Origin of the sequence: Klebsiella sp. K5-204, assembly GCF_030128585.1 — a bacterium.
GTDB classification, from domain to species: domain Bacteria; phylum Pseudomonadota; class Gammaproteobacteria; order Enterobacterales; family Enterobacteriaceae; genus Klebsiella; species Klebsiella quasipneumoniae.
The window spans coordinates 553,613-577,230 of record NZ_JAKUZS010000001.1 but is presented as its reverse complement, the minus strand read 5'-3'; the positions used below and the strand labels follow the sequence as shown (position 1 = coordinate 577,230).

Annotated in this window: 18 protein-coding genes and 1 pseudogene; 8 read left to right on the top strand and 11 right to left on the bottom strand. The window is 60.9% G+C overall.

Annotated features, from left to right (window positions below; translation table 11 throughout):
* Positions 1–14: 14 nt before the first annotated feature.
* From astD to MKR05_RS02850, 3 genes are read right to left on the bottom strand one after another with little or no spacing between them, the layout of a single operon-like run.
* Positions 15–1,481, bottom strand: a complete 1,467-nt coding sequence (gene astD, locus MKR05_RS02860; RefSeq protein WP_226327346.1) for a succinylglutamate-semialdehyde dehydrogenase — start codon at positions 1,479–1,481, stop codon at positions 15–17.
* A complete protein-coding gene (gene astA / locus MKR05_RS02855; RefSeq protein ID WP_023289480.1) occupies positions 1,472–2,494 on the bottom strand; it encodes an arginine N-succinyltransferase in 1,023 nt (340 codons plus the stop codon). The genes astD and astA overlap by 10 nt, the downstream gene beginning before the upstream one ends.
* 18 nt (positions 2,495–2,512) lie before the next feature.
* Complete coding sequence (locus MKR05_RS02850) at positions 2,513–3,718, bottom strand: bifunctional succinylornithine transaminase/acetylornithine transaminase (protein ID WP_226327421.1); 1,206 nt, start codon at positions 3,716–3,718, stop codon at positions 2,513–2,515.
* Between the two features lie 169 nt (positions 3,719–3,887).
* On the opposite strand from MKR05_RS02850, the pseudogene MKR05_RS02845 reads away from it, so the two are divergent.
* Together MKR05_RS02845 and MKR05_RS02840 are read left to right on the top strand one after the other, a co-directional pair.
* Positions 3,888–4,034 (top strand): annotated as a pseudogene (locus MKR05_RS02845) (hypothetical protein).
* Positions 4,035–4,246: 212 nt separating this feature from the next.
* Complete coding sequence (locus MKR05_RS02840; RefSeq protein ID WP_023289478.1) at positions 4,247–5,521, top strand: Glu/Leu/Phe/Val dehydrogenase; 1,275 nt, start codon at positions 4,247–4,249, stop codon at positions 5,519–5,521.
* A gap of 62 nt (positions 5,522–5,583) precedes the next feature.
* Here the strand turns inward: MKR05_RS02840 and MKR05_RS02835 are convergent, their stop codons facing one another.
* The 7 genes from MKR05_RS02835 to MKR05_RS02805 are packed head-to-tail and all read right to left on the bottom strand — an operon-like array spanning position 5,584 to position 13,067.
* Positions 5,584–6,237: an HAD family phosphatase gene (locus tag MKR05_RS02835; protein WP_064154690.1), complete on the bottom strand. Its 654-nt coding sequence runs from the start codon at positions 6,235–6,237 to the stop codon at positions 5,584–5,586.
* Positions 6,234–7,004: an AfsA-related hotdog domain-containing protein gene (locus tag MKR05_RS02830; RefSeq protein WP_226327344.1), complete on the bottom strand. Its 771-nt coding sequence runs from the start codon at positions 7,002–7,004 to the stop codon at positions 6,234–6,236. Before MKR05_RS02830 ends, MKR05_RS02835 begins: the two co-directional genes overlap by 4 nt.
* A 13-nt stretch (positions 7,005–7,017) precedes the next feature.
* Positions 7,018–8,223: an acetyl-CoA C-acyltransferase gene (locus tag MKR05_RS02825; protein ID WP_087824898.1), complete on the bottom strand. Its 1,206-nt coding sequence runs from the start codon at positions 8,221–8,223 to the stop codon at positions 7,018–7,020.
* A 2-nt stretch (positions 8,224–8,225) separates the two neighbouring features.
* The gene (locus MKR05_RS02820; protein ID WP_087824899.1) at positions 8,226–9,710 is read right to left on the bottom strand and encodes an FAD-dependent monooxygenase; all 1,485 of its coding nucleotides are present in this window, start codon (positions 9,708–9,710) and stop codon (positions 8,226–8,228) included.
* A 60-nt stretch (positions 9,711–9,770) separates the two neighbouring features.
* A complete protein-coding gene (locus MKR05_RS02815; protein ID WP_023289473.1) occupies positions 9,771–10,835 on the bottom strand; it encodes an aldo/keto reductase in 1,065 nt (354 codons plus the stop codon).
* Positions 10,832–12,019 carry an MFS transporter gene (locus MKR05_RS02810; protein ID WP_087824900.1) on the bottom strand — a complete coding sequence of 396 codons (1,188 nt, stop codon included), beginning with the start codon at positions 12,017–12,019 and terminating at the stop codon, positions 10,832–10,834. Before MKR05_RS02810 ends, MKR05_RS02815 begins: the two co-directional genes overlap by 4 nt.
* Before the next feature lie 49 nt (positions 12,020–12,068).
* Positions 12,069–13,067, bottom strand: coding sequence for an aldo/keto reductase (locus MKR05_RS02805; protein ID WP_023289471.1), 999 nt, complete (start codon positions 13,065–13,067; stop codon positions 12,069–12,071).
* Between the two features lie 100 nt (positions 13,068–13,167).
* On the opposite strand from MKR05_RS02805, the gene MKR05_RS02800 reads away from it, so the two are divergent.
* From MKR05_RS02800 to MKR05_RS02775, 6 genes are all read left to right on the top strand, one after another.
* Positions 13,168–14,082 carry a LysR family transcriptional regulator gene (locus MKR05_RS02800; RefSeq protein WP_023289470.1) on the top strand — a complete coding sequence of 305 codons (915 nt, stop codon included), beginning with the start codon at positions 13,168–13,170 and terminating at the stop codon, positions 14,080–14,082.
* 133 nt (positions 14,083–14,215) lie between these two features.
* Entirely contained in the window at positions 14,216–14,647 is a 432-nt protein-coding gene (locus tag MKR05_RS02795; protein ID WP_023289469.1) for a MarR family winged helix-turn-helix transcriptional regulator, read from the top strand.
* Positions 14,647–16,299: an MFS transporter gene (locus MKR05_RS02790; RefSeq protein ID WP_032452666.1), complete on the top strand. Its 1,653-nt coding sequence runs from the start codon at positions 14,647–14,649 to the stop codon at positions 16,297–16,299. The genes MKR05_RS02795 and MKR05_RS02790 overlap by 1 nt, the downstream gene beginning before the upstream one ends.
* Before the next feature lie 28 nt (positions 16,300–16,327).
* Entirely contained in the window at positions 16,328–17,413 is a 1,086-nt protein-coding gene (locus MKR05_RS02785; protein ID WP_087824903.1) for an HlyD family secretion protein, read from the top strand.
* A complete protein-coding gene (locus MKR05_RS02780) occupies positions 17,410–18,789 on the top strand; it encodes an efflux transporter outer membrane subunit (RefSeq protein WP_284118048.1) in 1,380 nt (459 codons plus the stop codon). The genes MKR05_RS02785 and MKR05_RS02780 overlap by 4 nt, the downstream gene beginning before the upstream one ends.
* Entirely contained in the window at positions 18,790–19,464 is a 675-nt protein-coding gene (locus MKR05_RS02775) for an O-methyltransferase (RefSeq protein WP_087824905.1), read from the top strand.
* Positions 19,465–19,524: 60 nt separating this feature from the next.
* Here the strand turns inward: MKR05_RS02775 and hrpA are convergent, their stop codons facing one another.
* Positions 19,525–23,427 (bottom strand): ATP-dependent RNA helicase HrpA, encoded by a 3,903-nt coding sequence (hrpA, locus tag MKR05_RS02770; protein ID WP_048334923.1) that lies wholly within the window; start codon positions 23,425–23,427, stop codon positions 19,525–19,527.
* Positions 23,428–23,618 lie beyond the last annotated feature (191 nt).

Here is a 23,618-nt window from a genome sequence, read left to right as displayed (position 1 = left end):
CACAGGATCCGTTATCAGAATGGCAGGCCCGGCGATACGTTCGCCGGAAGCGTCAGCGTGTCGCTGACCAGAGAGGCCATCGGCCAGGCACAGTAATCGGCGGCGTACCACGCTGCCGCCCGGTGGTTGCCGGAGGCGCCCACCCCGCCAAACGGCGCTTTACTGGAAGCGCCGGTCAGCGGCTTGTTCCAGTTGACGATCCCGGCTCGCGCCTCGTCCGCCAGCTGGTCAAACTGCGCCGCATTGCGGGAGATCAGCCCCACGGCCAGGCCATAGCGAGTCTGGTTGGCGAGGCGAATCGCCTCCGGGAAGTCGTCGTAACGGATAACCGTCAGCAGCGGACCAAAGTACTCTTCATCCGGCACCTCGATACCGGTGACGTCGACGATCCCCGGGGTCAGCACCGTGGAGTGCGGGTCAGGCTGGCGCATACGCAGCAGCACCTTGCCGCCGAGCGCCTCCAGTTTCTGCTGCGCCGCCAGCATGTTCTGCGCCGCCTCAAGGGAAATCACCCCGCCCATAAACGGCGCCGGCTGGTCATCCCATTTCCCGGCGCGGATCTGCGCGCTGGCCTCCACCAGTCGCCGCAGCAGCGCATCCCCCTGCTCGCCGCGCTGAACGATCAGCCGGCGCGCGCAGGTGCAGCGCTGTCCGGCGGAGATAAACGCCGACTGGATAATCACATGCAGCGCCGCATCGACATCGGCCACGTCGGCCACGATCAGCGCGTTGTTGCCGCCCATCTCGAGGGCCAGCATCTTCTCCGGCTGACCGCCGAAGTAGCGATGGAAGTGGAAACCCGCCGCCGCGCTGCCGGTGAACAGCACGCCGTCGATATCGCGGTTTTCCAGCAGCGCCTGGCCGGTGGCTTTCCCGCCCTGCAGCAGGTTAATCACCCCGTCGGGGACGCCCGCCTGCTGCCACAGCTGGACCGTCAATTCCGCAGTGGCCGGCGTCAGCTCGCTGGGTTTAAACACCACGGTGTTACCGGCGATCAGCGCCGGAATGATATGCCCGTTGGGCAGATGGCCCGGGAAGTTGTAGGGACCGAAGACCGCCATCACGCCGTGCGGCTTGTGGCGCAGCTGCGCTTTACCGTCCGGCAGGGTCGACTCGTGAAATCCTGTCCGCTGGTGATAGGCCTCGACGGAGATGGCGGCTTTGCCGATCATCGCCTGCACTTCGGTGCGGGTCTCCCACAGCGGCTTGCTGGTCTCCCGGGAAATCAGGGTCGCCAGCGCCTCTTTGTGCATCTCCAGCAGCGCGGCGAAACGCTGGACGACGTCAATACGCTCGGCCAGCGGGCGGTGCGACCAGGGATAAAACGCCGCCCGCGCCGCGGCGCAGGCCGCCTGGACGTCGTCGGCCCCCGCGCTGGCCGCCTGCCACAGCAGAGATTGATCCTCCGGGGCCAGTTTACTCATCGTAGCGCCGCTGCCCGGCTGCCACTGCCCGGCTATGAACTGTGCTTTTACCGCCATGATCTGTTTTCCTCTGGGTTCAGGGTTACCGTGTAAACGCGGTCGGTTTCAGTGACCTGCAGCGCATCCAGCGCGGCGGCGTCCAGTGAGACCTGCTCTTCGTGGGCCACCAGCAGCGCCCGAAAATTGTCGAACTGACCGTTGGCGACCAGCGTCGGCGCCGACAGCGTGCCCGTCAGCTGCTGAGCCGGCAGGCACTGGCAGTCGCGCACGGCGCGGATCTGATCGGTCTCCGCCTCCAGCACCGGACCGGCATCGAAAATATCCACCGAGCCGCGCCAGCTGAACCCCTCTTTCTCGAGGATCGCCCGCGCCGGGGCGGTGTTGGGATGCACCTGACCGATGACCTGACGGGCATTCTCCGGCAGCAGCGAGATATAGATCGGGTACGCCGGCATCAGCTCGGCAATAAAGGTTTTCATGCCGGTGCCGGTCAGCCGGTCGGCATCGGCGAACGGGATCTCGAAGAAGTGATGGCCCAGCGCATCCCAGAACGGCGACTGCCCTTGCTCATCGCTGCAGCCGCGCAGTTCGGCAAACAGGTGCGGCGAAAACCACTCGCGGAAGGCGGCGATAAACAAAAACCGCGCCTTGGAGAGCAGCAGACCGTTGCGGTTGCGCTGATACCCGGGGTCGAGAAACAGCGTACACAGCTCGCTGTGACCGGTGTGGTCATAGCTCAGATTGAGCAGCTCCTGAGGCTTATAGACTCCCAGCGCTTTCGAGGCGCGGACCGTTTTCTGAATGCGAAAATTGTAAAAGGGCTCGTCCAGGCCCACCGCCACCTCAATGGCGCTGACCCCCACCACCCGCTCCAGCGCGGTGTCTTCCAGCACAAACAGAAAGCCTTGCTGGCCGCGCGGTAGCGCGCCGGCGAAGGTGTCAATGCTGCGGCGTATCCGGGCGGCCAGGCGCCCGGCATCATGGGGTAAAGAGGTCATGCCGACCCCCGCCCGCGCGGCAAGGCGGACGATGTCGTCAAGATCGTTTTCCCTTACGGGACGAAATAGCATCACAGGCCGTCCTCCCGGTTAGCGGGTTAAGCGGGCAACGGCGCGCTCAAGGCGCACGAAGGCTTGCGCAATATCCGCCAGCGGGATATTGAGCGCCGGCGCGAAGCGCAGCACGTCCGGACCGGCAATCAGGGCGATCACCCCCTCTTCCGCCGCCAGGTTGGTCAGGGTTTTGGCCTTCCCGCGCAGCGGTCCGGCCAGCTCGGCGCCGATCAGCAGACCGGCGCCGCGCACGGCGCTGAACGCATCGTAGCGGGCAGAGAGGGCATTCAGCTGGTCGACGATCAGCGCATGGCGCTCGCCGACACCCGCCAGCAGCGGCGCATCCAGATGGGCCAGCACGGCGTTGGCGACGGTCGCCGCCAGCGGGTTACCGCCGAAGGTGGTGCCATGGGTGCCTGGCTGGAAGACCTGCGCCCAGGCCTCTTTCGCCAGCATCGCGCCGATCGGGAAGCCGCCCCCCAGCCCTTTGGCGCTGGTGAGGATGTCCGGGACGACGTTGTAATGCTGGTAGGCGTAGAGATGGCCGGTACGCCCGGCGCCGGTCTGCACCTCATCGAATATCAGGGTGGCGTGATGGCGATCGCAGAGGGCGCGCAGCGCCTGGAGGAACGCCGGGTCCGCCGGGATCACCCCGCCTTCGCCGATAATCGGCTCGACGATCACCGCGCAGGTACGTGAGGAGATCGTCGCGGTGACCGCCTCGATATCGTTATAGGGCAGATGGGTAATGCCCTGCGGCAGCGGCGCATAATCGCTGGAATATTTCGGCTGGCCGCCGACGGAGACGGTGAACAGCGTGCGGCCATGGAAGGCGTGGTTGAAGGCGATGATTTCGCTTTTTTCACCGCCGAACTTATCGTGGGCATATTTCCGCGCCAGCTTAAGGGCCGCCTCGTTCGCTTCAGCGCCGGAGTTGCAGAAGAACACCTTGTCGGCAAAGGTGGACTGCACCAGGGTTTTCGCCAGCTGCAGCACCGGTTCGTTGGTATAGCCATTGCCGATATGCCACAGTTTCGCCAGCTGCCCCTGCAGGGCCTCAGCCAGCGCCGGATGGGCATGGCCGAGGGCGTTCACTGCGATGCCGCCGGCCATATCAATATACTCTTTCCCCTGCTGGTCCCAGACGCGGGAGCCCGCCGCCCTCACCGGAATAAACGGCGCGGGGGCAAAACAGGGAACCAGGTAAGCGTCAAAATCTTCGCGAGTCATACTGCCTGACATCATTCATCTCCGGAACGTAAGACGACGGAAAACGCTCCCGCCGCGTTGGACAATCGACATTAACCCTGACCCTCGGCTTATTTTGGGCACGAGCGCGCCCGCTGCGATGGTAAAAATATTCACCACAGAAAACTTAAGCCCTATTCTTTTTACGGGTATTTGTTAATTCATGGTTAACGCCATGTTGTTGTGTGGGCTAATGCTGGCCTGTGAACAATAAGATTGTCAATATGGGGAAACGCAATTTATTCACTTTTTGAAGATCATCAAGATAATGAAAAACATAGAAAAAATATTTTCCTATGCACTTAAGTGAATAAAAAGTGAATTAAAATGCACAGCTTGCGGGTGGTTCTCGTGCGTAGTTATTCACTTAAAAAATAAAATTTCTAACAAAAATTTAAAAATCGGAATTGCCGTCAAATACCGCTTTATAAAATTGGTGATACCATTCATTGCACAGAGTTTACTGCTGTAGCTATTCCACGGTTTTACACGACATAAATAACACTGAGAAACAGGACTCTTATGGAAAAGTTATCTTACGCATCTGAAAGTAGTACATCTCCATGGACCACCTACCTGCGCCAGATCGACCGTGTCGCGCCTTATCTCGGCGATCTTGCCTACTGGGTGGAAACCCTGCGCCATCCGAAGCGTGCGCTGATCGTCGACATCCCTGTGCAGATGGACGACGGCACCATTCGCCACTTCGAGGGCTATCGCGTTCAGCACAATCTTTCGCGTGGGCCGGGTAAAGGTGGTGTTCGCTACCATCCGGATGTTGATCTTAACGAAGTCATGGCACTTTCTGCCTGGATGACCATTAAGTGCGCCGCGGTCAATATTCCTTACGGCGGGGCCAAAGGCGGCATCCGCGTCGACCCCTTCTCGCTGTCGGAAGGTGAACTGGAACGCCTGACTCGCCGCTATACCAGCGAAATCGGCATTATCATCGGGCCGCAGAAAGATATTCCGGCGCCGGACGTTGGCACCAACGGCAAAGTGATGGCGTGGATGATGGACACCTACTCCATGAACCATGGCACCACCATCACCGGCGTGGTCACCGGCAAGCCGATCCACCTCGGCGGCTCCCTCGGTCGTGAAAAAGCCACCGGACGCGGCGTGTTCGTCACCGGCCGGGAAGTGGCCCGTCGCGCCGGCATCGAAATTGAAGGCGCTAAAGTGGCGCTGCAGGGCTTTGGTAACGTCGGTAGCGAAGCGGCGCGCCTGTTCGCCGGCGTCGGCGCCCGCGTAGTGGTCATTCAGGATCACACCGCCACCCTGTACAACGAAGGCGGGATTGATATGGCCGCCCTCACCGCCTGGCAGGCGGAGAAAAAGCAGATCGCCGGTTTCCCGGGCGCCCAGGAGATCGATAAAGAGGCGTTCTGGACCACCCCGATGGACATCCTGATCCCGGCGGCGCTGGAAGGGCAAATCACCCGCGAGCGCGCTGAGAAGCTGAGCTGCAAACTGGTGCTGGAAGGGGCTAACGGCCCAACCTATCCGGAAGCGGACGATGTGCTGGCCGAGCGCGGGGTGATCGTGGTGCCGGACGTTATCTGCAACGCCGGCGGGGTGACCGTCAGCTACTTTGAGTGGGTGCAGGACATGGCCAGCTTCTTCTGGAGCGAAGAGGAGATCAACGCCAAGATGGACCGCATCATGACCGACGCCATTATTCACGTCTGCGATAAAGCGGCCGAGAAAGAATGTACCCTGCGTACCGCCGCCTATATCGTGGCCTGCGAGCGCATCCTGATGGCGCGTAAAGACCGCGGCATCTACCCGGGCTGATCCCCGTCAGGGAGTGAATCAGGGGTGGCATTGCGCCGCCCCTTTTTTTTGCCGTCGCGCCGTCAGCCGCCGGTGGACCACAGCACTGGCCATCCCCGACGCTGCGCCTCCGCCAGCAGCCCCGGAGAGGGATTCACCGCGCAGGGGTGGCCGACCGCGGCGAGCAGCGGCAGATCCGAGATATGATCGCCGAAGGCGTAGCACGCCGCCAGCGGCTGACCCTTTTCCTGCGCATAGCATTGGGCATGCGCCGCCTTGTGTTCGCCGATGGCGGTCCGCCAGAGCTCGCCGGTATAGCGGTCATCCACCACGACCGGCTCTGAGCACAGGGCATGTTCCACCCCCAGCGCCGCCATCGCCGGCCAGAGAATGTCGGTCATCGACCCGGAGACAAACACCACGTCATCCCCCCGCGCCTGGTGCTGCCTGAGGCGCGCCGCCACCTCGCGGTGAAAACCATATCCGCCTTCGCGATACAGGCGCTCGGCGACCGCCCGCACCCGGGGGCGCGACTCGTGGCGAAACAGCGAGTAATAGTAGCGGTTGATCGCCTCCCGCGGCTGACCTGCTTCGCTGAGCGCCTGCAGCTGCCGGACAATCGCCGCGGCCGTCAAACCGCACTGCAGCGGATATTCCGCGGCATAACGGTGCAGAAACAGGAACATACTTTTGCCGGTAATCAGCGTTTCATCCACATCAAAAAAGGCGATGCTCATCCCCGTCCCCCCTGCTCAATACTGACCAGATAATGTTGATGGCACTGCGCCGCCTGCTCGCACTCTTTGCGAGTGATGTAGTTAAGGTCATAGACGCTGAAGCTAAAGCCAACTTCCGCTTTGCGGGTGCCGGTCTGGTCAAACCCCACCGAGCATTCACAGGTGAAGCGGCCATGGGCTGAACTTTTGCGCGACACCACGTTGAGGACGATGGTCACCGGCAGCGGAAAAACAAAGCAGGAAAAGGCCACCTGCAGCGAGCTCAGGGTAAAGTACTTCTCCGCCATCGCCACGCCGGCCTCCGCCAGCAGGAATTTTTCCGTGGTGGCGATGATGGTCTGCCGCGCCGCCTCGATCAGCACCATCCCCTGAATATGTTGCCCGGTCTGGTGGTCGCAGAGCAGCTCCGAGGCATCCTGCAGGATCAGGCGCGCGCAATAGCTATCCTCATCGCGTTTTTCCGGCGAGGTGATGAGGATATTCGCTTTTTTACGTTTATGTACCAGCCGCTGATGATCGCGATTGTTTTGATAATAGAGATCCTGCAGATTGACGATCTGGCGCATTGTGTCCGGATAGTGCTGACGAATAATGCAGATGGTGCGGGAGATGTCGTCGAGCTGTACCCCCTGACCGATAACGATTTTATCGACCCCGGCCAGCTCGCCGCTCCAGACAAACCGCTCAAACTCATTCACCGTCAGCACATTCTCATGCCGCCGGGCAAAATCGGTAAATTTCTCACCCACCACAATTAATTTTTCCATGGCGCTTGTCTCCTCAGATCGTTTTCACCAGTAACGCAATCCCCATCCCGCCGCCGATGCACAGCGACGCCAGGCCGGTCGGTTGATTCTCCCGGCGCAGCGCGTGCACCAGGCTGACCACAATCCGCGTCCCGGAACTGCCCAGCGGATGGCCGAGGGCGATCGCGCCGCCGTGGACGTTCAGCCGGGAAGCAATCTCCTCCTCCGTCATCTGATGCGCTCTGGCCAGTCCCTTGACCACCCCCAGCACCTGCGCGGCAAAGGCTTCGTTGATCTCCAGCCGGGCCATATCGCTGAGCTGAAAACGCCCGCGGCGCAGGGCGCACGCTATCGCCGGCAGCGGGCCAAGCCCCATCATGGACGGGTCAACGCCGCCCTCGCCAAAGGAGACAATCTCCGCCAGCGGCTGCAGGCCATAGCGGGCAACGGCGCGCGCCGACGCGAGGATCACCGACGCGGCGCCATCGTTCAGCCCGGAGGCATTGCCCGCCGTGACGCTGCCGTCGGCGCGAAAGGCCGGTTTCAGCGCCGCCAGCTGCTCGGCGCTAAGATCATGGCGGATCGGCTCATCCTCGCGGACCGTGCTGACGCCCCGCTTCGCGCTGACCGTCACCGGCACCATCTCATCGTCAAAATAGCCGGCGCGGCTGGCGGCGGAGGCTTTGTGATGGCTCTCCAGGGCATACTGGTCCTGCGCCGCGCGCGAGATCTGCTCCTGCGCGGCGATGGCCTCCGCCGTTTCCCCCATCGGGATCTGCAGCAGCGGATCGGTTAATCCGTCGCGCTGGATCACATCCTCACTGCTGAACGCGCCGAATTTCATCCCGCCCCTTATCTCTCCCCGCAGCAAAAACGGCGCCTGACTCATATTTTCCATTCCGCCGGCGACCACCAGGTCGGCATAACCGCTCTGGATATGGATCGCCCCTTCGGTCAGGCTTTTCATGCCGCTACCGCAGATCATATTCAGGGTGTAAGCCGGCTTTTGCACCGGGATCCCCGCCCGCAGCGCAACCTGACGCGCCGGTCCCATCCCCTGCCCGGCGGCAAGGACGCAGCCGCAGATCACCTCATCGATCCACGCCGGGTCAATGCCGGCCTGCTGCAGGTTGTGCCTGACGGTGAGCGCGGCCAGCTCCACCGCGGAGACCGTTTTCAGGGCGCCAAGAAAGCGCCCCACCGGCGTACGGCAGGCCGCGACGATATAGACTTTGTTCATGATTATTCCATTACGTAGAGCGAGGAAAGATACTGCCGTGTCCCGGCTTCGCTGCCGGTAAAGCCCACATAGCCATCGGGATTGACCACCGCATAGTCATCGGGGCCGATCTGTAGCGCTTCGAGAAACGCCTCGTCCGCCGGTTCGAGGGGGCAGAATATAAACCAGCCGGCCTGCTTCAGGCGGGACATAGGAGGACAAGCGGCGCGGGCGGACAAGATCACCACCTTACCGCTGGCGAAGACGTCATAGCTGTTGCGAAACATCGCCTGCGGCGAGGCAAAAACGTACCAGGGAACATGGTGCCCTGCCAGGCCGTCCGGGTGCTGCGCCTGCGTCGCGGTGAAGCCGGCGTACTGCAGCGGCAGCTGGTGACGATAGTAGTGACGGTTGCAGAACTCCGGAAAGTAGACCCCGTCGATATGATTTCTCGGCACCAGACCGGCAATCAGGCCGGTATCGCGATCGGTGGAGCGAAGCACGCCGCTCACCGCCGCGAAGCGCTGGGCGCGATAGGACGCCGGCAGTCGGTCAGTGGCCACGCCGTGCAGATAGAAAGCCAGCTTCCAGGCGAGGTTCACCGCATCCTGGACGCCGGTGTTCATCCCCTGCCCGCCAATGGGACTGAACAGGTGGAAGGCATCTCCCGCCAGCATAATATGATGCTGCAGATTGTCATCGGCGATGCGGTTATAGAAATTGGCGCTGGAAGACCAGGTCAGCGCCTGCGCCGGAGGAACCTCGGGACAGAACCGCGCCAGCGCGGCGTTAATCTCCTGCAGATCAGGCACCGGACGCGGCGAAGGTAATCGACCGGCTCTTTTAATCACGATCCTGACCTGATTGTCCGGCATGGGCAGGAAAATCAAAAAGCCCTGCTCATCAATATGGTAGGAGGTTCCCGGGAGCGCCGCCGCGCGGTCGAATTGCACGTCCGCCATCACAAAATGCAGCGGATAGTCATGACCGCTAAAGCCGATCCCGGCCAGCTCGCGAACGGTGCTGGCCGCGCCGTCGGCGCCGATAATATAGTCATAAGCGGCGGAACAGGCCCGGCGGGCATCGTCGAGCAGGGAGACGTGATAGCGTTCCCCCTCCCGGCGCCAGGAGACCAGCTGGTGCCCACGTTTGACCTCCCGCCCGACGTCGGCCAACGCCGTTTCGAGGATCTTCTCCGTCCGCGGCTGCGGGATACTGACATGGAAGGGGTAACAGGTGGCGAGTCGGCGGTTATCGATATGCAGAAATTTGCGGTTTTTATAGTAAGCGTAGACTGACTGAACCTGCTTTCCCTGGGCGATCAGTTCCCCGGCAAGGCCTAAGCCGTGGAAGGCTTTAATGGTCGCCGGACTGACGCTCAGCGCTTTGGACCAGGCGGTGCTGTGGGTATTTTTATCAATGATATCAAAATCAATTCCATACTTATTCAGATAGCAGCCAATGATTAACCCTACCGGGCCGGCGCCAACAATGAGTACTTTTTTCACGATCGAGCCTCTCTGTATGCCCCGTGCGGGGCATACGCGTGTTGCCTGGGTGTAGGGTGATTAGGGATAGATATCATCGGCCAGACGACGATCGCCGGCGACATTGCAGATATGCCAGTAGGGGTATGGTTTCTCTTTCTCGCTCACGCTGTTGAGGATCGCCGTCTCCTCGTCGCTCAGCGTCCAGTTCAGCGCCGCCAGGTTATCCTCCAGCTGGGCCAGTTTGGTCGCGCCGATCACCAGCGAAGCAATCCCCGGACGGGTACGCAACCAGTTGAGCGCCACCTGCGCGACGCTGGCGTTGCGCTGGCGGGCAATCTCCTGCATCACCTCCAGGGTCTGCCAGGCCTGCTCGCGGTTGGCGATCGGCGCGGATTCGAACGGCGTGGCGTTCGCCAGACGACTGCCCTCGGGAAACGCCTGATTGCGTGGGTATTTGCCGGTGAGAAAGCCCCCGGCCAGCGGGCTCCAGACGGTGATGCCGACGTTCTGATCGACGCTGAGCGGGATAATCTCATGCTCCAGTTCACGCGCGGCGATATTGTAATAGCCCTGATAGACGCAGAATTTCTCCAGCCCAAGGCGCTCCGAGATCCCCAGCGCCTTCGCCAGCTGCCAGGCCGCGTAGTTGGAGACCCCGATATAGCGAATTTTCCCGGCGCGGATCAGCGTATCCAGCGTGCGCAGGGTATCCTCCAGCGCGGTGCGCGGATCGAACCCGTGAAGGTGATAGATATCGATATAATCGGTCTTCAGCCGCTGCAGGCTGGCCTCGACGGCATTGATGATATGGTAGCGCGACGCCCCCAGCGCGTTCGGGTTGGGGTCGGTTTGCCAGCGTCCTTTGGTGCCGATAATCACCTGCTGGCGTTTTCCCTTCAGCGCGTTGCCGAGCAGCTCTTCGCCCTGGCCGTTCTTATAACAGTCCGCGGTATCAAAAAAGTTAATCCCGGCGTCCAGCGCTTTGTACACCAGGTCGTAGGCCGTCTGCTCAGGCACCACGCCGAATTCCGACCAGTTGCGCCCCGGCGCGCCGAGAAAGGCCCCTTTCTCGCCAAACGTCATGGCGCCAAAACAGAGCTCCGAAACCGACAGCCCGGTGGAACCTAAATATCGATACTTCATGCTTGACTTCCTTTTAAAGGTGACAACGTCACACTAGCGATAACCCATCCGCTGGCGGTCAGGCAAGCGCCGGCCAGGGGAATGTGAGAGAGAGCGACGCCGGAGGCGAGCAGCAGCCCGCCAAACCAGGCGCCGCCGGCATTGCCGAGGTTAAAGGCGGCGATATTGCACGAAGAGACCATGCTTTTGCCGCTCTCACTGCTGTCCAGGGCCTGCATCTGCAGCGGCGGAATGGTGGAGAACATCGCCGCCCCCAGCAGAAACACCGCCGCGCAGGCGCCGGGCAGCGTCTGAATCGCCCACGGGAAAAGACACAGGACGACGCTCAGCAAGGCGAGAGTTAGCAGCAGCGCCCGGCGGACGCCGCCGTCGGTCAGTCGGCCGCCAAGATGATTCCCGGCGACCATCCCGACGCCGAACAGCATCAGCACCGGCGGAATAAGGTGGTCGCTCATCCCGGTGACGGTTTTCAGCATCGGCGCGATGTAGGTGAAGGCGGCGAAGACGCCGGAGAACCCGAGGGCGGTGATCAGCAGGCTGCGCAGCACCGCGGGATGACGGAGCACCTTCAGCTCATCGCGGATCCGGCTCCGGGCCGACGGCTGCGCCTGACGGCCAGGCACCAGGGCGATCACCGCCAGGGCGGAGAGAATGCCGATCAGCGTGACCATATAGAAGGTATAGCGCCAGCCAAGGTACTGCCCCACCCAGGCGCCGAGCGGCACGCCCAGAATATTGGCCAGGGTGGCGCCGAGAAACACGGCGGAGACCGCCGAAGCCCGTTTATCCACCGGCGCCAGCTCCGCGGCATAGACCGAGCTTATTCCGAAGAACGAGGCGTGAGCGAACGCAGTTATTACCCGGGCAATAATTAGCATGGTCATATTACCGGCGATCGCACAGCCTAAATTTCCAATGGAAAATAAGATCATTAAAAATAACAGCGCAGGTTTTTTGCGATAACGGCTTAATAGCGGCGTAAGCAGCGGCGCGCCAATCACCACCCCACAGGCATAAGCGGTAATAGACCAGGCGGCGAGCGTAATGGATATATGAAAGTCATGGGCCACATCGAGTAATAAACCCATAATCACAAATTCGGTGGTGCCAATACCAAATGAACCCACGGAAAGCGCATACACCGCCGCAGGCAATCCCGCCGGACGGGAAACAGCAATAGTCATAAGTTACCTTATCTCCCGCCAGACCGGCGGGAGGAGCGTATTCAGGAGATTATTTATCGATTAAATTAAAGTCGCCCTGGTTATAGCGTAATCCGGCGACGTTTTCGGGAGCGAAAATATGATCGATGGCGAGAATATCCTCAGGGGAGAGCATAATATCGGCCGCAGCGGCATTATCGCGCAGATGGTTCATTTTTCGCGCCCCGGGGATCGGCACGATATCTTCCCCTTTGCTCATCACCCAGGCGAGGGCCATCTGCGCCAGGGTGGCCTCGTAGCGGCTGGCGACCTGCTGCAGACGGTCGAGCAGTTGCTGGTTTTTGCGCATGGTTTCGGCCTGGAAGCGCGGCAGATTGCGACGAAAATCATCGGCTGCGAAGACGCCGGGGTCGGTGATCTGGCCCGTCAGGAAGCCGCGGCCCAGCGGACTGTAAGGGACAAAGCCCACGCCCAGCTCGCGGCAGGCCTTGAGGATGCCGCCCTCCGGCTCACGGGTCCATAGCGAGTATTCCGTCTGCACCGCGGCGATCGGATGCACCTTGCAGGCCCGGCGCAGCGTCTGGGCTGACACTTCCGACAGCCCGATATGGCGAATTTTACCCTCTTTGACCAGGTCGGCCATGGTGCCCACCACCTCTTCCACCGGCACCGCGGGATCGACGCGGTGCTGATAGAGCAGATCGATGGTCTCGATATTCAGCCGCTTCAGCGACCCTTCCACCGCCTCGCGAATATGTTCCGGACGGCTGTCGACGCCGGCCATCCGCTCCAGCCCCTGGCCGGTCGGCAGAATACGAAAGCCAAATTTGGTGGCAATCTGCACCTTATCGCGGATGCCTTTAATCGCTTTCCCAACAAGGACTTCATTGTCAAAAGGCCCATACACTTCAGCGGAATCCAGGAAGGTCACCCCCATGTCCACTGCGGCATGGATGGTATTAATCGCCTGCGACTCCTCAGCGCCGCCATAGGCGAAACTCATTCCCATACACCCGAGACCCAATGCGGAAACCTGGAACTTCTCTTTTCCGAGATAACGTGTTTTCACCTTATTTTCCTTACGTGCTGAATGTTATTAAATATATACTTCCCTTTTACATTGATAACAATTAATCTATTCCGAACGCGGTGTTAGCTGGAAATTAACAATGAAAACGTTGCCTGATTTGCAACAAATTGAAATATTAATACTCATAGTGAAACATGGCAGTTTTCGGCAAGCTGCCAGAGCATTAAATCTTTCACCGCCGGCCCTCACCAGCGCTATTAATCATCTGGAAGAAAAATTAGGCGTGCGCCTGCTCAATCGCTCGACGCGCAGTTTGTCTTTAACCGCGGTGGGTGAGGAATTTCTTAATAATATGACGCCGGTGGTGAATGATTATCGCCGGGTGGTCGACAGTCTGAATTATCACCGTCTGACCCCGGAAGGGGTGGTGAAAGTCAATTTACCGCGCATTGTTCTCGACCTTTTCTTTCAGCGCTATTTTATTGCTTTTAAAACCGCCTATCCTGACGTGACGCTGGAGCTGTTTACCACCGATCGGAAAGTGAATATTATCGAGTCCGGTTTTGACGCTGGCATTCGCTATTCCCGGGACGTGCCCAAAGATATGATTGCCATCCCCTTTGGCGAGAAGCTGTCGCTGATCCCGGTGGCCAGCCCGGACTATCTCCACGAGGCCGGAGCGCCCGACACCCCGCAGTCGCTGGTCAATTTCCGCTGCATCAACCGCTGTTTTCCCAGCGGCGAAAAGTACCGGTGGGAATTTATCAGCCCCGACGGCGAGCCAGGCGAAGTCGCCGTCAAGGGCGATCTGGTCGTCGATTCCGATACGGCGATGATCCAGGCGGCGGAGAGCGGACTGGGGATCGCCTTTGTCTATCAGTCGCTGGTGTCCGCGCAACTGAACGCCGGCAGTCTGGTCCGCTTATTACCCAGCTACCGCTACCCAGCGGATCATTTCTGCGTCTACTATCCGAGTCGCAAACATATTCCCGCGCCCCTGCGCGCTTTTATCACCTGGGTGATGGCGCAGAATAAGAGCATCCTCCATGAGTAAATGGCCTGAGGGGGTATCCTCCTGTCGCCACAATAAACGCACACACCGTTAACCCTTTTTTATCCTTTCCCTTGAATTCCGCCGGTTGTCAGACATAAACTCGTTAGAGCTCTAACGATTTTGCAGACGACCTATGGACCATCGACAGCTTAACTTCTCCCATCTTTTATATCTGACCGCCCATCACTGGCGGCTGGCGGTTAATCGTCGGCTGAAAAACCTCGGTCTCAGCCAGGCCAGCTGGGTGGCGGTCGCCGCCATCGCCCGCCACCACCAGCCGCTGTCGCAAAGCGAACTGGCGCAGGAGCTGGGAGTGGAGAGCCCGACCATTGTGCCGCTGATCAACCGCCTGGTGGCCCTCGGCCTGGTGGAGCGCGTCACCACCGACCGCGATAAACGCAAGCGGCTGCTGGTGGTCACCGACCAGGGGCAGGCCCTCTTCGAGCAGGTCAAAACGGTGGCGGACGATCTGCGTGAAGAGATCCTGACGGCGATCACGCCGCAGGAGCGTGAACAAACTCAGCGGGTGCTGGAAAAGCTGTTGCGCGAAGTGGAGAAGAAATAATGCCCCGTCGCCAGAGTAACCCCTACGTCCCTCATGACTGGGCGCCGCATGAAAAACCGGCCCTGCTCGGCTCGCCATCGACGCCGCTGCACAGCCCGGCGAAGCGCCTGGCCTACGGGGTGGTCGGACTGCTGGTGTGCCTCACCGGCGCGCTGGGCAACGCGGTGGTCACCGCCAATCTGCAGCTGCTGCAGGGCACCTTCGCCGCCTGGTCGACGGAGATCGCCTGGCTGCCGGCGGTGTATGTCATGACCAACGTCTCCATTAACCTGCTGCTGGTGAAATTTCGTCAGCAGTTCGGGCTGCGCGCCTTTACCGAAGGCTTTCTGGTGCTCTATGTGCTGGTCACCTTCTTCCACCTGTTCGTCAACGATCTCAGCTCGGCGATGATGGTCCGCGCCGCCCACGGCATGGTGGCCGCGGCGCTCAGCTCGCTGGGGATCTACTATCAGGTGCAGGCCTGGCCCGCACGCCACCGCCTGAAAGGGCTGACTATCGGTATCACCGGCTCGTCGCTGGCCATTCCGCTGGCGCGCCTCTTTTCCACCGAGCTGCTGCAGATCGATGAATGGCGCGGGCTCTACTTCTTTGAGCTGGGGCTGGCGCTGGTGTCGCTGGCCTGCGTCATCGCCCTGAAGCTGCCGCCGAGCGATCGTAAAAAGGTGTTCGAGAAGAAGGATTTTATTACCTTCTTCCTGCTGGCCCCCGGCATGGCGCTGGTCTGCGCGGTGCTCTCGCTGGGACGGCTCGAGTGGTGGTTCGAAGCGCCGTGGATCGGCTGGTCGCTGGCCGCGGCGGTGGTGCTGATCGTCGCCGCCATCGCCTTTGAGCATAACCGCAGCAATCCTCTGCTCAATACCAAATGGCTCTCCAGCGGCAGTATCCTGCGCCTGGGTCTGATTATGCTGCTGATCCGCATCGTGCTGGCGGAGCAGAATACCGGGGTGATCGGCTGGCTGCAGTACGTTGGCCTGCAAAACGAACAGATGACCAACCTCGCGTGGTCAATTTTCGCCGGCATTTTGTGCGGGATCATCGCCAGCTGCCTGACGCTTAACCCGCAGAAGCTCTACTGGCCGACCGCTACCGCCCTGGCGCTGATCATGGTGGCCTCGCTGCTCGACAGCCAGTCCAACGCCCTCACCCGTCCGGAACAGCTGATGTTCAGCCAGTTTTTGCTTGGCTTCGGCAGCGCCTTCTTTCTGGCGCCGGCGATGCTCGCCGGTATTGGCGGGGTGTTCGCCGATCCGCGCAACCTGGTGAGCTTCTCGGTGCTGTTCGGCATGAGCCAGAACATCGGCGGTCTGCTGGGGTCGGCGATACTCGGCACCTTTCAGACCTGGCGGGAGAAATTTCACTCCAGCCAGCTGGCGGACCAGATCACCACGCTCAACCCGCTGATCGTCGAGCGGCTGCAGCAGTACAGCCAGATGTACCAGAGCCAGATCGGCGACAGCACGCTGCTTAACGTCCAGGCCACCACCCTGCTGCAAAACGCCGCGACGCTGCAGGCCAATATTCTCGCCTGGAATGACACCTATCTGCTGACGGCGGCGATCTCCGCCGGGACGTTAGTGTGGGTTTTCTGGCGCTTAATTCGCTTACGACTGACCGCCCGTATCGCCTTAAAACGCGCCACCGGCAGCAAATAATTATCATCATTTCATCTCTGGAGTCGTTATGAGTCAGCAGGATGCGGCCAAACAACAGGCCAACACCCGGAACAACATTCGCGTGGTCTCCATTTTTACCGCCGCGGCGATAGGCCTCGTCGGCGTACTGGTGATCCTCTATGCCTGGCAACTGCCGCCGTTCACCCGCCATAGCCAGTTTACCGACAACGCCTACGTGCGCGGGCAGACCACCTTTATCAGTCCGCAGGTCAACGGCTACATCACTGCCGTCAACGTCAAGGATTTCGCCATCGTTCAGCCGGGCGAGGTGCTGTTCCAGATAGACGATCGCATCTATAAGCAGCGGGTGCACCAGGCCCAGGCCACCCTGGCGATGAAGGAGGCGGCGCTGCGCAACAACCTGCAGCAGCGCAAAAGCGCCGAGGCGACGATCGCCAAAAATGAAGCCGCGCTGCAGAACGCCCGCGCGCAGAATCTGAAAATCCAGGCTGATTTAAAACGGGTGCAGGAGCTGACCGCCGATGGATCGCTGTCGATCCGCGAGCGGGATTCCGCCCGCGCCAGCGCCGCCCAGGGGGCAGCGGATATTGAACAGGCGAAAGCGGCGCTGGAGATGTCGCGCCAGGACCGCGAATCGACCATCGTCAATCGCGATTCACTGGAGGCCGACGTGGCCAGCGCCAAAGCCGCCCTCGAGCTGGCGCAGATCGACCTGCAGAATACGCAGATCATCGCCCCCACCGGCGGCCAGCTGGGGCAGATTTCGGTGCGTCTTGGCGCTTACGTCAGCGCCGGAACCCATCTGACTTCGCTGGTGCCGCCGCAGCACTGGGTGATCGCCAACCTGAAAGAGACCCAGCTGGCCGATGTGCGTATCGGCCAGCCGGTTACTTTCACCGTTGACGCGCTCAACGGCGAGACCTTCCGCGGCAAGGTGCAGAGTATCTCCCCGGCGACCGGGGTGGAGTTCAGCGCCATTTCGCCGGACAACGCCACCGGCAACTTCGTCAAGATCGCCCAGCGCATCCCGGTACGCATCACGGTTAACGAGGGGCAACGAAACAGCGAGCGCCTGCGCCCCGGCATGTCGGTGCAGGTGACCATTGATACCCGCGCGGAGAAGCAACCATGATCCGCCCGGTCACCCTTGCCATCGTCCTGGCGCTGGTCGGCTGTCAGTCCGCCGATGTGCAGCGCGCCCAGCCGACGCTCGCCATCCCTGCCGCCTGGCGGGCCGACGTTGGCCCTGCCAGCCCGGTGGAAGGCGTATGGTGGCGCAATTTTCATGACAGCGCGCTGAATCAGTATGTCGACCGGGCGCTGCGCTATAACAGCGATGTGCTGATCGCCCGCGAGCGGGTGAATGAGTATCAGGCGCGGGCGTATGCCGCCGACAGCAGTCTTTTCCCCTCGCTGGATGCCAGCCTGACCGGCACCCGCGCCCGCGCGCAGTCCGCCGCCACCGGCCTGCCGATCCACAGTACGCTGTACAAAGGCGGCCTGACCGCCAGCTATGATGTCGATATCTGGGGCGCGAACCGCAGCGCGGCCAGCGCCGCCGGGGCCAGCCTCGAGGCGCAGAAAGCCGTTGCCGACGCGGCCAATTTGAGCGTCGCCGCCTCGGTGGCCGTGGGCTACGTGACGCTGCTGTCGCTGGATGAGCAACTGCGGGTCACGCAGCAGACGCTCCAGGCGCGGGAAGACGCCTGGCGCCTGGCCAAACGTCAGTATGAAACCGGGTATACCTCGCGCCTTGAGCTGATGCAGGCGGATTCGGAGCTGCGCTCCACGCGGGCGCAGATCCCGCCGCTGCAGCACCAGATTGCGCAGCAGGAAAACGCCCTCAGCGTGCTGCTGGGGGATAACCCCGGCGCGATAAAACGCGGCGAATTCGCCGGGCTCACCCCGCTGCGTCTGCCCTCGCAGCTGCCGTCCACCTTGCTCAACCGCCGCCCGGATATCGTACAGGCCCAGCGTCAGCTGGTCGCCGCCGATGCCACCCTGGCCTCGTCCCAGGCGCAGCTGCTGCCGTCTATCAACCTGACCGCCACCGGCAGCCTGCAGGACCGGACGCTGCCGGATCTGCTGGACAACCCGCTGCGACTCTGGAGCATTGGCGGTAGCATCCTGGCGCCGCTGCTTAACCGCCAGGCGTTAAATGCCCAGGTGGATGTCTCGATGGCCCAGCGCAACCTGGCGCTGTACAGCTATGAGAAAACGGTGCGCGGCGCGTTCAAAGAGGTCAATGACAGCCTGGACGCCATTAGCCGCTACGGCGAACAGCTGACCGAACTGCAGGGGCAGGAGGCGGTGGCGGAAGAAACATTGCGCATTGCGCAGAACCGCTACCGTAACGGCTACTCTTCGTATCTGGATGTGCTTGATGCCCAGCGAACGCTGTTCTCCACCCAGCTTAGCGTGGTACAGGTGAAGAATAACCTGCTGCTGGCGCAGATCGATCTATACCGGGCGCTGGGAGGCGGCTGGTCTGACTCATCAGGGAGCTAAATGGGGAAGCGTCATATGCAACAACAGTGGTCTGCAGTAGACAATTATTTGATTGAGGCCTTAATTCCCAGCGATCCTGTGCTCGATCGGGTACTGGAAAACAACCATCGTGCCGGGCTCCCGGCACACGATGTCGCCGCCAATCAGGGTCAGTTTCTCGCCCTGCTGGTACGGCTTACCCAGGCTAAGCGGATCCTGGAGATCGGCACCCTCGGCGGCTATAGCACCATCTGGATGGCGCGCGAGCTTCCTGCCGACGGCCAACTCCTCACCCTGGAGGCCGACGCGCATCATGCCCGCGTGGCGCGGGAGAATCTGCAGCTGGCGGGTGTTGACCAGCGGGTCACGCTGCGGGAGGGGCCCGCGCTACAGTCCCTGGAGGCGCTTGGCGAATGTCCCGCTTTCGACCTGATCTTCATCGATGCCGATAAGCCGAATAACCCCCATTATCTGCGCTGGGCGCTGCGTTATTCCCGCCCGGGAACCTTAATTATTGGCGATAACGTGGTACGCGACGGCGAAGTGGTCAACCCACAGAGCGCCGACGAGCGCGTTCAGGGCGTGCGTCAGTTCATTGAGATGATGGGCGCCGAGCCACGGTTGACGGCAACGGCGCTGCAAACCGTGGGCACGAAAGGCTGGGACGGCTTTACCCTGGCGTGGGTCAACACTTAAGCGTGGACGCCTGGCCCGTCGCCCCGGTAAGCGCAGCGCCACCGGGGACAACCGGCCAGGTTACGGCGTAATCTGCTCCATCGCCTGCAGCACGCGTTTGTCCGAGATAGGGTACGGGGTCCCCAGCTGCTGGGCGAAGAAGCTCACCCGCAGCTCCTCGATCATCCAGCGGATCTCCCGGACATCGTCGTCCTCACGGCGGTTCGGCGGCAGCTTATTCAGCCACTGCTGCCACGCCTGCTGCACGCTCTCGATTTTCAGCATCTGCGCGCGGTCGCGGTGCGGATCGATAGCCATCTTCTCCAGACGCTTTTCAATCGCCTGCAGATAGCGCAGCGTATCGCCAAGACGACGGAAGCCATTGCCGGTGACAAAGCCGCGGTAAACCAGCCCCGCCATCTGCGCTTTGATGTCCGACAGCCCCAGCGCCATGGTCATATCCACCCGGCCTTTCAGCCGTTTGTTGATATTGAACACCGCGGTGAGGATCTGCTCGACCTGTTTGGCGATCTCCACGACCGTCTCGTTGAGCTCGGCGCGAACTTTATCATGCAGCTGGCTAAAGCCCTCTTCCGTCCACACCGGCCCGCCCGCCTCGTCGATAAGCTTATCAACGCCGCAGGAGATGCAGTCGTCAATCAGATCCAGCACTTTTCCGTACGGGTTAAAATAGAGCCCGAGCTTGGCTTTGTTCGGCAGCTTCTCGTGCAGATACTTAATCGGCGACGGAATGTTAAGCAGCAGCAGGCGACGCAGACCGCGCCACATGGCCTGCTGCTGTTCCTGTGGATTATCAAACAGCTTGATGGCCACGCTGTCGCGCTCGTCCACCAGCGCCGGCCAGGCTTTCACCTTATAGTTGCCGCGCTTCTGTTCGTAACTCTCCGCCAGGGTGCCAAAGCTCCAGATATGCAGCCCGCTCTGCTCGATGCCGTCATCAGCGACCGCCGACAGCGTCTCCTGAACTTTGCCCTTCAGCGCCTCTTTCAGCGCCTGCAGCGAGCGCCCTTCCTGCAGCTTCTTGTTTTTATCGTCCACCACCCGGAAAGTGATTTTCAGGTGATCGGGCACCTGATCCCACTGCCAGGCTTCGCGGTCGATGGTCACGCCGGTCATCCGCCGCAGTTCGCGCTCGAGGGAGTCGAGCAGCGGCAGCTCCAGCGGCGTCGCCCGGCCAAGAAACGCTTCCGCATAGTTGGGCGCCGGGACGAAATTGCGCCGCACCGGCTTCGGCAGCGATTTTATCAGGGCGATAATCAGCTCCCGGCGCAGACCCGGGATCTGCCATTCAAACCCGGCCTCCTCCACCTGATTAAGCAGCGGCAGCGGAATATGCACCGTCACGCCGTCGGCGTCGGCGCCCGGCTCGAACTGATAGGTCAGACGCAGCTTCAGATTGCCCTGGTGCCAGAAGTTCGGATAGTCCAGTTTGCTGACCTGCTCCGCCCCTTCCTTAATCAGCATGCTCTTCTCAAAGTTGAGCAGATCCGGGGTGTCGCGGCTGGCCTGCTTCCACCAGGCGTCAAAATGCCGGGCGGAGATGACGTCGTGGCTGATACGCTGGTCGTAGAATTCGAACAGGGTCTCGTCATCCACCAGAATGTCACGGCGGCGCGACTTATGCTCCAGCTCTTCGATTTCCGCGCGCAGCTTCAGGTTCTCCCGGAAGAAGGCGTGGCGCGTTTGCCAGTCACCCTCCACCAGCGCGTGGCGGATAAACAGCTCGCGGCACAGCGCCGGGTCGATCTGGCTGTAGTTGACCTTACGCGCGCCAACGATCGGCAGGCCATAGACGGTGACCTTTTCCGTCGCCATCACCGCGCCCTGCGCCCGCTCCCAGTGCGGCTCACTGTATGAGCGTTTGATCAGGTGCTGCGCGACCGGCTCCACCCACTCCGGCTCAATGCGGGCGGCAATGCGGCCCCACAGGCGGCTGGTTTCCACCAGTTCCGCCACCATCGTCCACTTCGGCGGCTTTTTAAACAGACCGGACCCCGGGAAGATGGAGAAGCGGGCGTTACGCGCGCCGGTAAACTCCTGTTTATCGGCATCCTTCATGCCGATGTGCGACAGCAGACCGGTCAGCAGCGCAGTATGGATCTCGCGGTATTCCGCCGGTTCGCTGTTGATCGGCAGGCCGAGCTCTTTCACCACCTGACGCAGCTGGGTGTAGATATCCTGCCACTCGCGCACGCGCAGATAGTTCAGAAAATCGACCCGGCACTGGCGGCGGAACTGATTCGACGACAGCGCCTTTTGCTGCTCGCCGAGGTAGTTCCACAGATTGACGAAGGCGAGGAAATCAGACTCTTTATCGTGAAAGCGGCGGTGCTTCTCGTCGGAGGCCTGCTGCTTATCCATCGGCCGCTCGCGCGGATCCTGAATCGACAGCGCGGAGGTGATGATCATCGCTTCCCGCACGCAGCCGTGCTTCTGCGCCTCCAGCACCATCCGCGCCAGGCGCGGGTCCACCGGCAGCTGGCTGAGCTGGCGGCCCATCGGCGTTAGCTTATAGGCGGTGGCCTGCTCATCGGTGGTGATCGCGCCCAGCTCTTCCAGCAGGCGCACGCCATCCTGAATGTTGCGCTTATCCGGCGCTTCAACGAACGGGAAGGCGGCGATATCGCCTAAGCCCAGGGCGGTCATCTGCAGGATGACCGACGCCAGGTTGGTGCGCAGAATTTCCGGGTCGGTAAATTCCGGGCGCGACAGGAAATCGTCTTCTGAATAAAGACGAATACAGATCCCTTCCGAGACGCGGCCGCAGCGGCCTTTACGCTGGTTGGCGGAGGCCTGGGAAACCGGCTCGATCGGCAGGCGCTGCACCTTGGTGCGGTAGCTGTAGCGGCTGATACGCGCGGTACCGGGATCGATAACGTACTTGATGCCCGGCACGGTCAGCGAGGTTTCCGCCACGTTGGTCGCCAGCACGATGCGCCGTCCGCTGTGCGGCTGGAAGACGCGGTTCTGCTCGCTGTTGGACAAGCGAGCGTACAGCGGCAGCACTTCGGTATGGCGCAGATCCAGCTTATTCAGCGCATCGGCGGTATCGCGAATCTCCCGCTCGCCGCTCATAAAGATCAGAATATCCCCCGGCCCTTCGCGCCCCAGCTCGTCGACAGCATCAAAGATCGCCTGCAGCTGATCGCGCTCGGTATCGTCCGCCTCTTCCACTATCGGCCGGTAGCGCACTTCCACCGGGTAAGTCCGCCCGGAGACTTCGATAATCGGCGCATTATTGAAATGCTTTGAGAAACGTTCCGGGTCGATGGTCGCCGAGGTGATGATGATTTTCAGGTCAGGACGGCGCGGCAGCAGCTCTTTCAGGTAGCCGAGCAGGAAGTCGATGTTCAGGCTGCGCTCGTGCGCTTCATCGATAATGATGGTGTCATACTGCATCAGCAGGCGATCCTGCTGGATCTCCGCCAGCAGAATACCGTCGGTCATCAGCTTGACCATGGTGTTGTCGCTGACGTGATCGCTAAAGCGGACCTTATAGCCGATACAACCGCCCGGCTCCGTTTGCAGCTCCTCGGCGATACGGTTGGCGACGGTTCGCGCGGCCAGACGACGCGGCTGGGTATGGCCGATCAGCCCTTTCAGCCCGCGGCCCAGCTCCATGCAGATTTTTGGCAGCTGGGTGGTTTTACCCGAACCGGTCTCCCCGGCGACAATCACCACCTGGTGATCGCGTACCGCCTCGAGAATTTCTTGTTTTTTCTGGCTAACCGGCAGGTTTTCCGGATAGGTGATGGCCGGTCGCGCCGCTTCGCGCAGCAGGACTTTACCGGCTGCCTGGCTTATCTCCTGCGCCATCTCCTGGAGGATGGCCTGTTGCGATTCAGGATTTTTAACCTTCTTCACGCCGTGCAGACGGCGGGCAAAGCGCGTTTTGTCGCGCAGCATCAGGCCGTCGAGCTGTTGATAAAGCTGGGGGAAGGTGATTTTTTGTTGTTCTGTCATAGCGTTATCGGGCAGAGCTCTGCCGGGAAAATCTCTTTTGAAGTATTGCCTTAGAGTACCACATCTGTGCCATCTGTGCCTTGTTCAAAAAATCTGAACATAGGATTCGATATATTGCGCTATCTCTGTAGCGTGATTGTGAATACAGTGTCATCAAGCACCAGGGCACTGACCCGTCAATCACATTAAAA

Excerpts from the sequence above, each read along its gene's own strand:
- astD (WP_226327346.1), bottom strand. The coding sequence starts at position 1,481 with ATGGCGGTAAAAGCACAGTTCATAGCCGGGCAGTGGCAGCCGGGCAGC.
- astA (WP_023289480.1), bottom strand. The coding sequence starts at position 2,494 with ATGCTATTTCGTCCCGTAAGGGAAAACGATCTTGACGACATCGTCCGC.
- MKR05_RS02850 (WP_226327421.1), bottom strand. The coding sequence starts at position 3,718 with ATGTCAGGCAGTATGACTCGCGAAGATTTTGACGCTTACCTGGTTCCC.
- MKR05_RS02840 (WP_023289478.1), top strand. The coding sequence starts at position 4,247 with ATGGAAAAGTTATCTTACGCATCTGAAAGTAGTACATCTCCATGGACC.
- MKR05_RS02835 (WP_064154690.1), bottom strand. The coding sequence starts at position 6,237 with ATGAGCATCGCCTTTTTTGATGTGGATGAAACGCTGATTACCGGCAAA.
- MKR05_RS02830 (WP_226327344.1), bottom strand. The coding sequence starts at position 7,004 with ATGGAAAAATTAATTGTGGTGGGTGAGAAATTTACCGATTTTGCCCGG.
- MKR05_RS02825 (WP_087824898.1), bottom strand. The coding sequence starts at position 8,223 with ATGAACAAAGTCTATATCGTCGCGGCCTGCCGTACGCCGGTGGGGCGC.
- MKR05_RS02815 (WP_023289473.1), bottom strand. The coding sequence starts at position 10,835 with ATGAAGTATCGATATTTAGGTTCCACCGGGCTGTCGGTTTCGGAGCTC.
- MKR05_RS02810 (WP_087824900.1), bottom strand. The coding sequence starts at position 12,019 with ATGACTATTGCTGTTTCCCGTCCGGCGGGATTGCCTGCGGCGGTGTAT.
- MKR05_RS02800 (WP_023289470.1), top strand. The coding sequence starts at position 13,168 with ATGAAAACGTTGCCTGATTTGCAACAAATTGAAATATTAATACTCATA.
- MKR05_RS02795 (WP_023289469.1), top strand. The coding sequence starts at position 14,216 with ATGGACCATCGACAGCTTAACTTCTCCCATCTTTTATATCTGACCGCC.
- MKR05_RS02790 (WP_032452666.1), top strand. The coding sequence starts at position 14,647 with ATGCCCCGTCGCCAGAGTAACCCCTACGTCCCTCATGACTGGGCGCCG.
- MKR05_RS02785 (WP_087824903.1), top strand. The coding sequence starts at position 16,328 with ATGAGTCAGCAGGATGCGGCCAAACAACAGGCCAACACCCGGAACAAC.
- MKR05_RS02780 (WP_284118048.1), top strand. The coding sequence starts at position 17,410 with ATGATCCGCCCGGTCACCCTTGCCATCGTCCTGGCGCTGGTCGGCTGT.
- MKR05_RS02775 (WP_087824905.1), top strand. The coding sequence starts at position 18,790 with ATGGGGAAGCGTCATATGCAACAACAGTGGTCTGCAGTAGACAATTAT.
- hrpA (WP_048334923.1), bottom strand. The coding sequence starts at position 23,427 with ATGACAGAACAACAAAAAATCACCTTCCCCCAGCTTTATCAACAGCTC.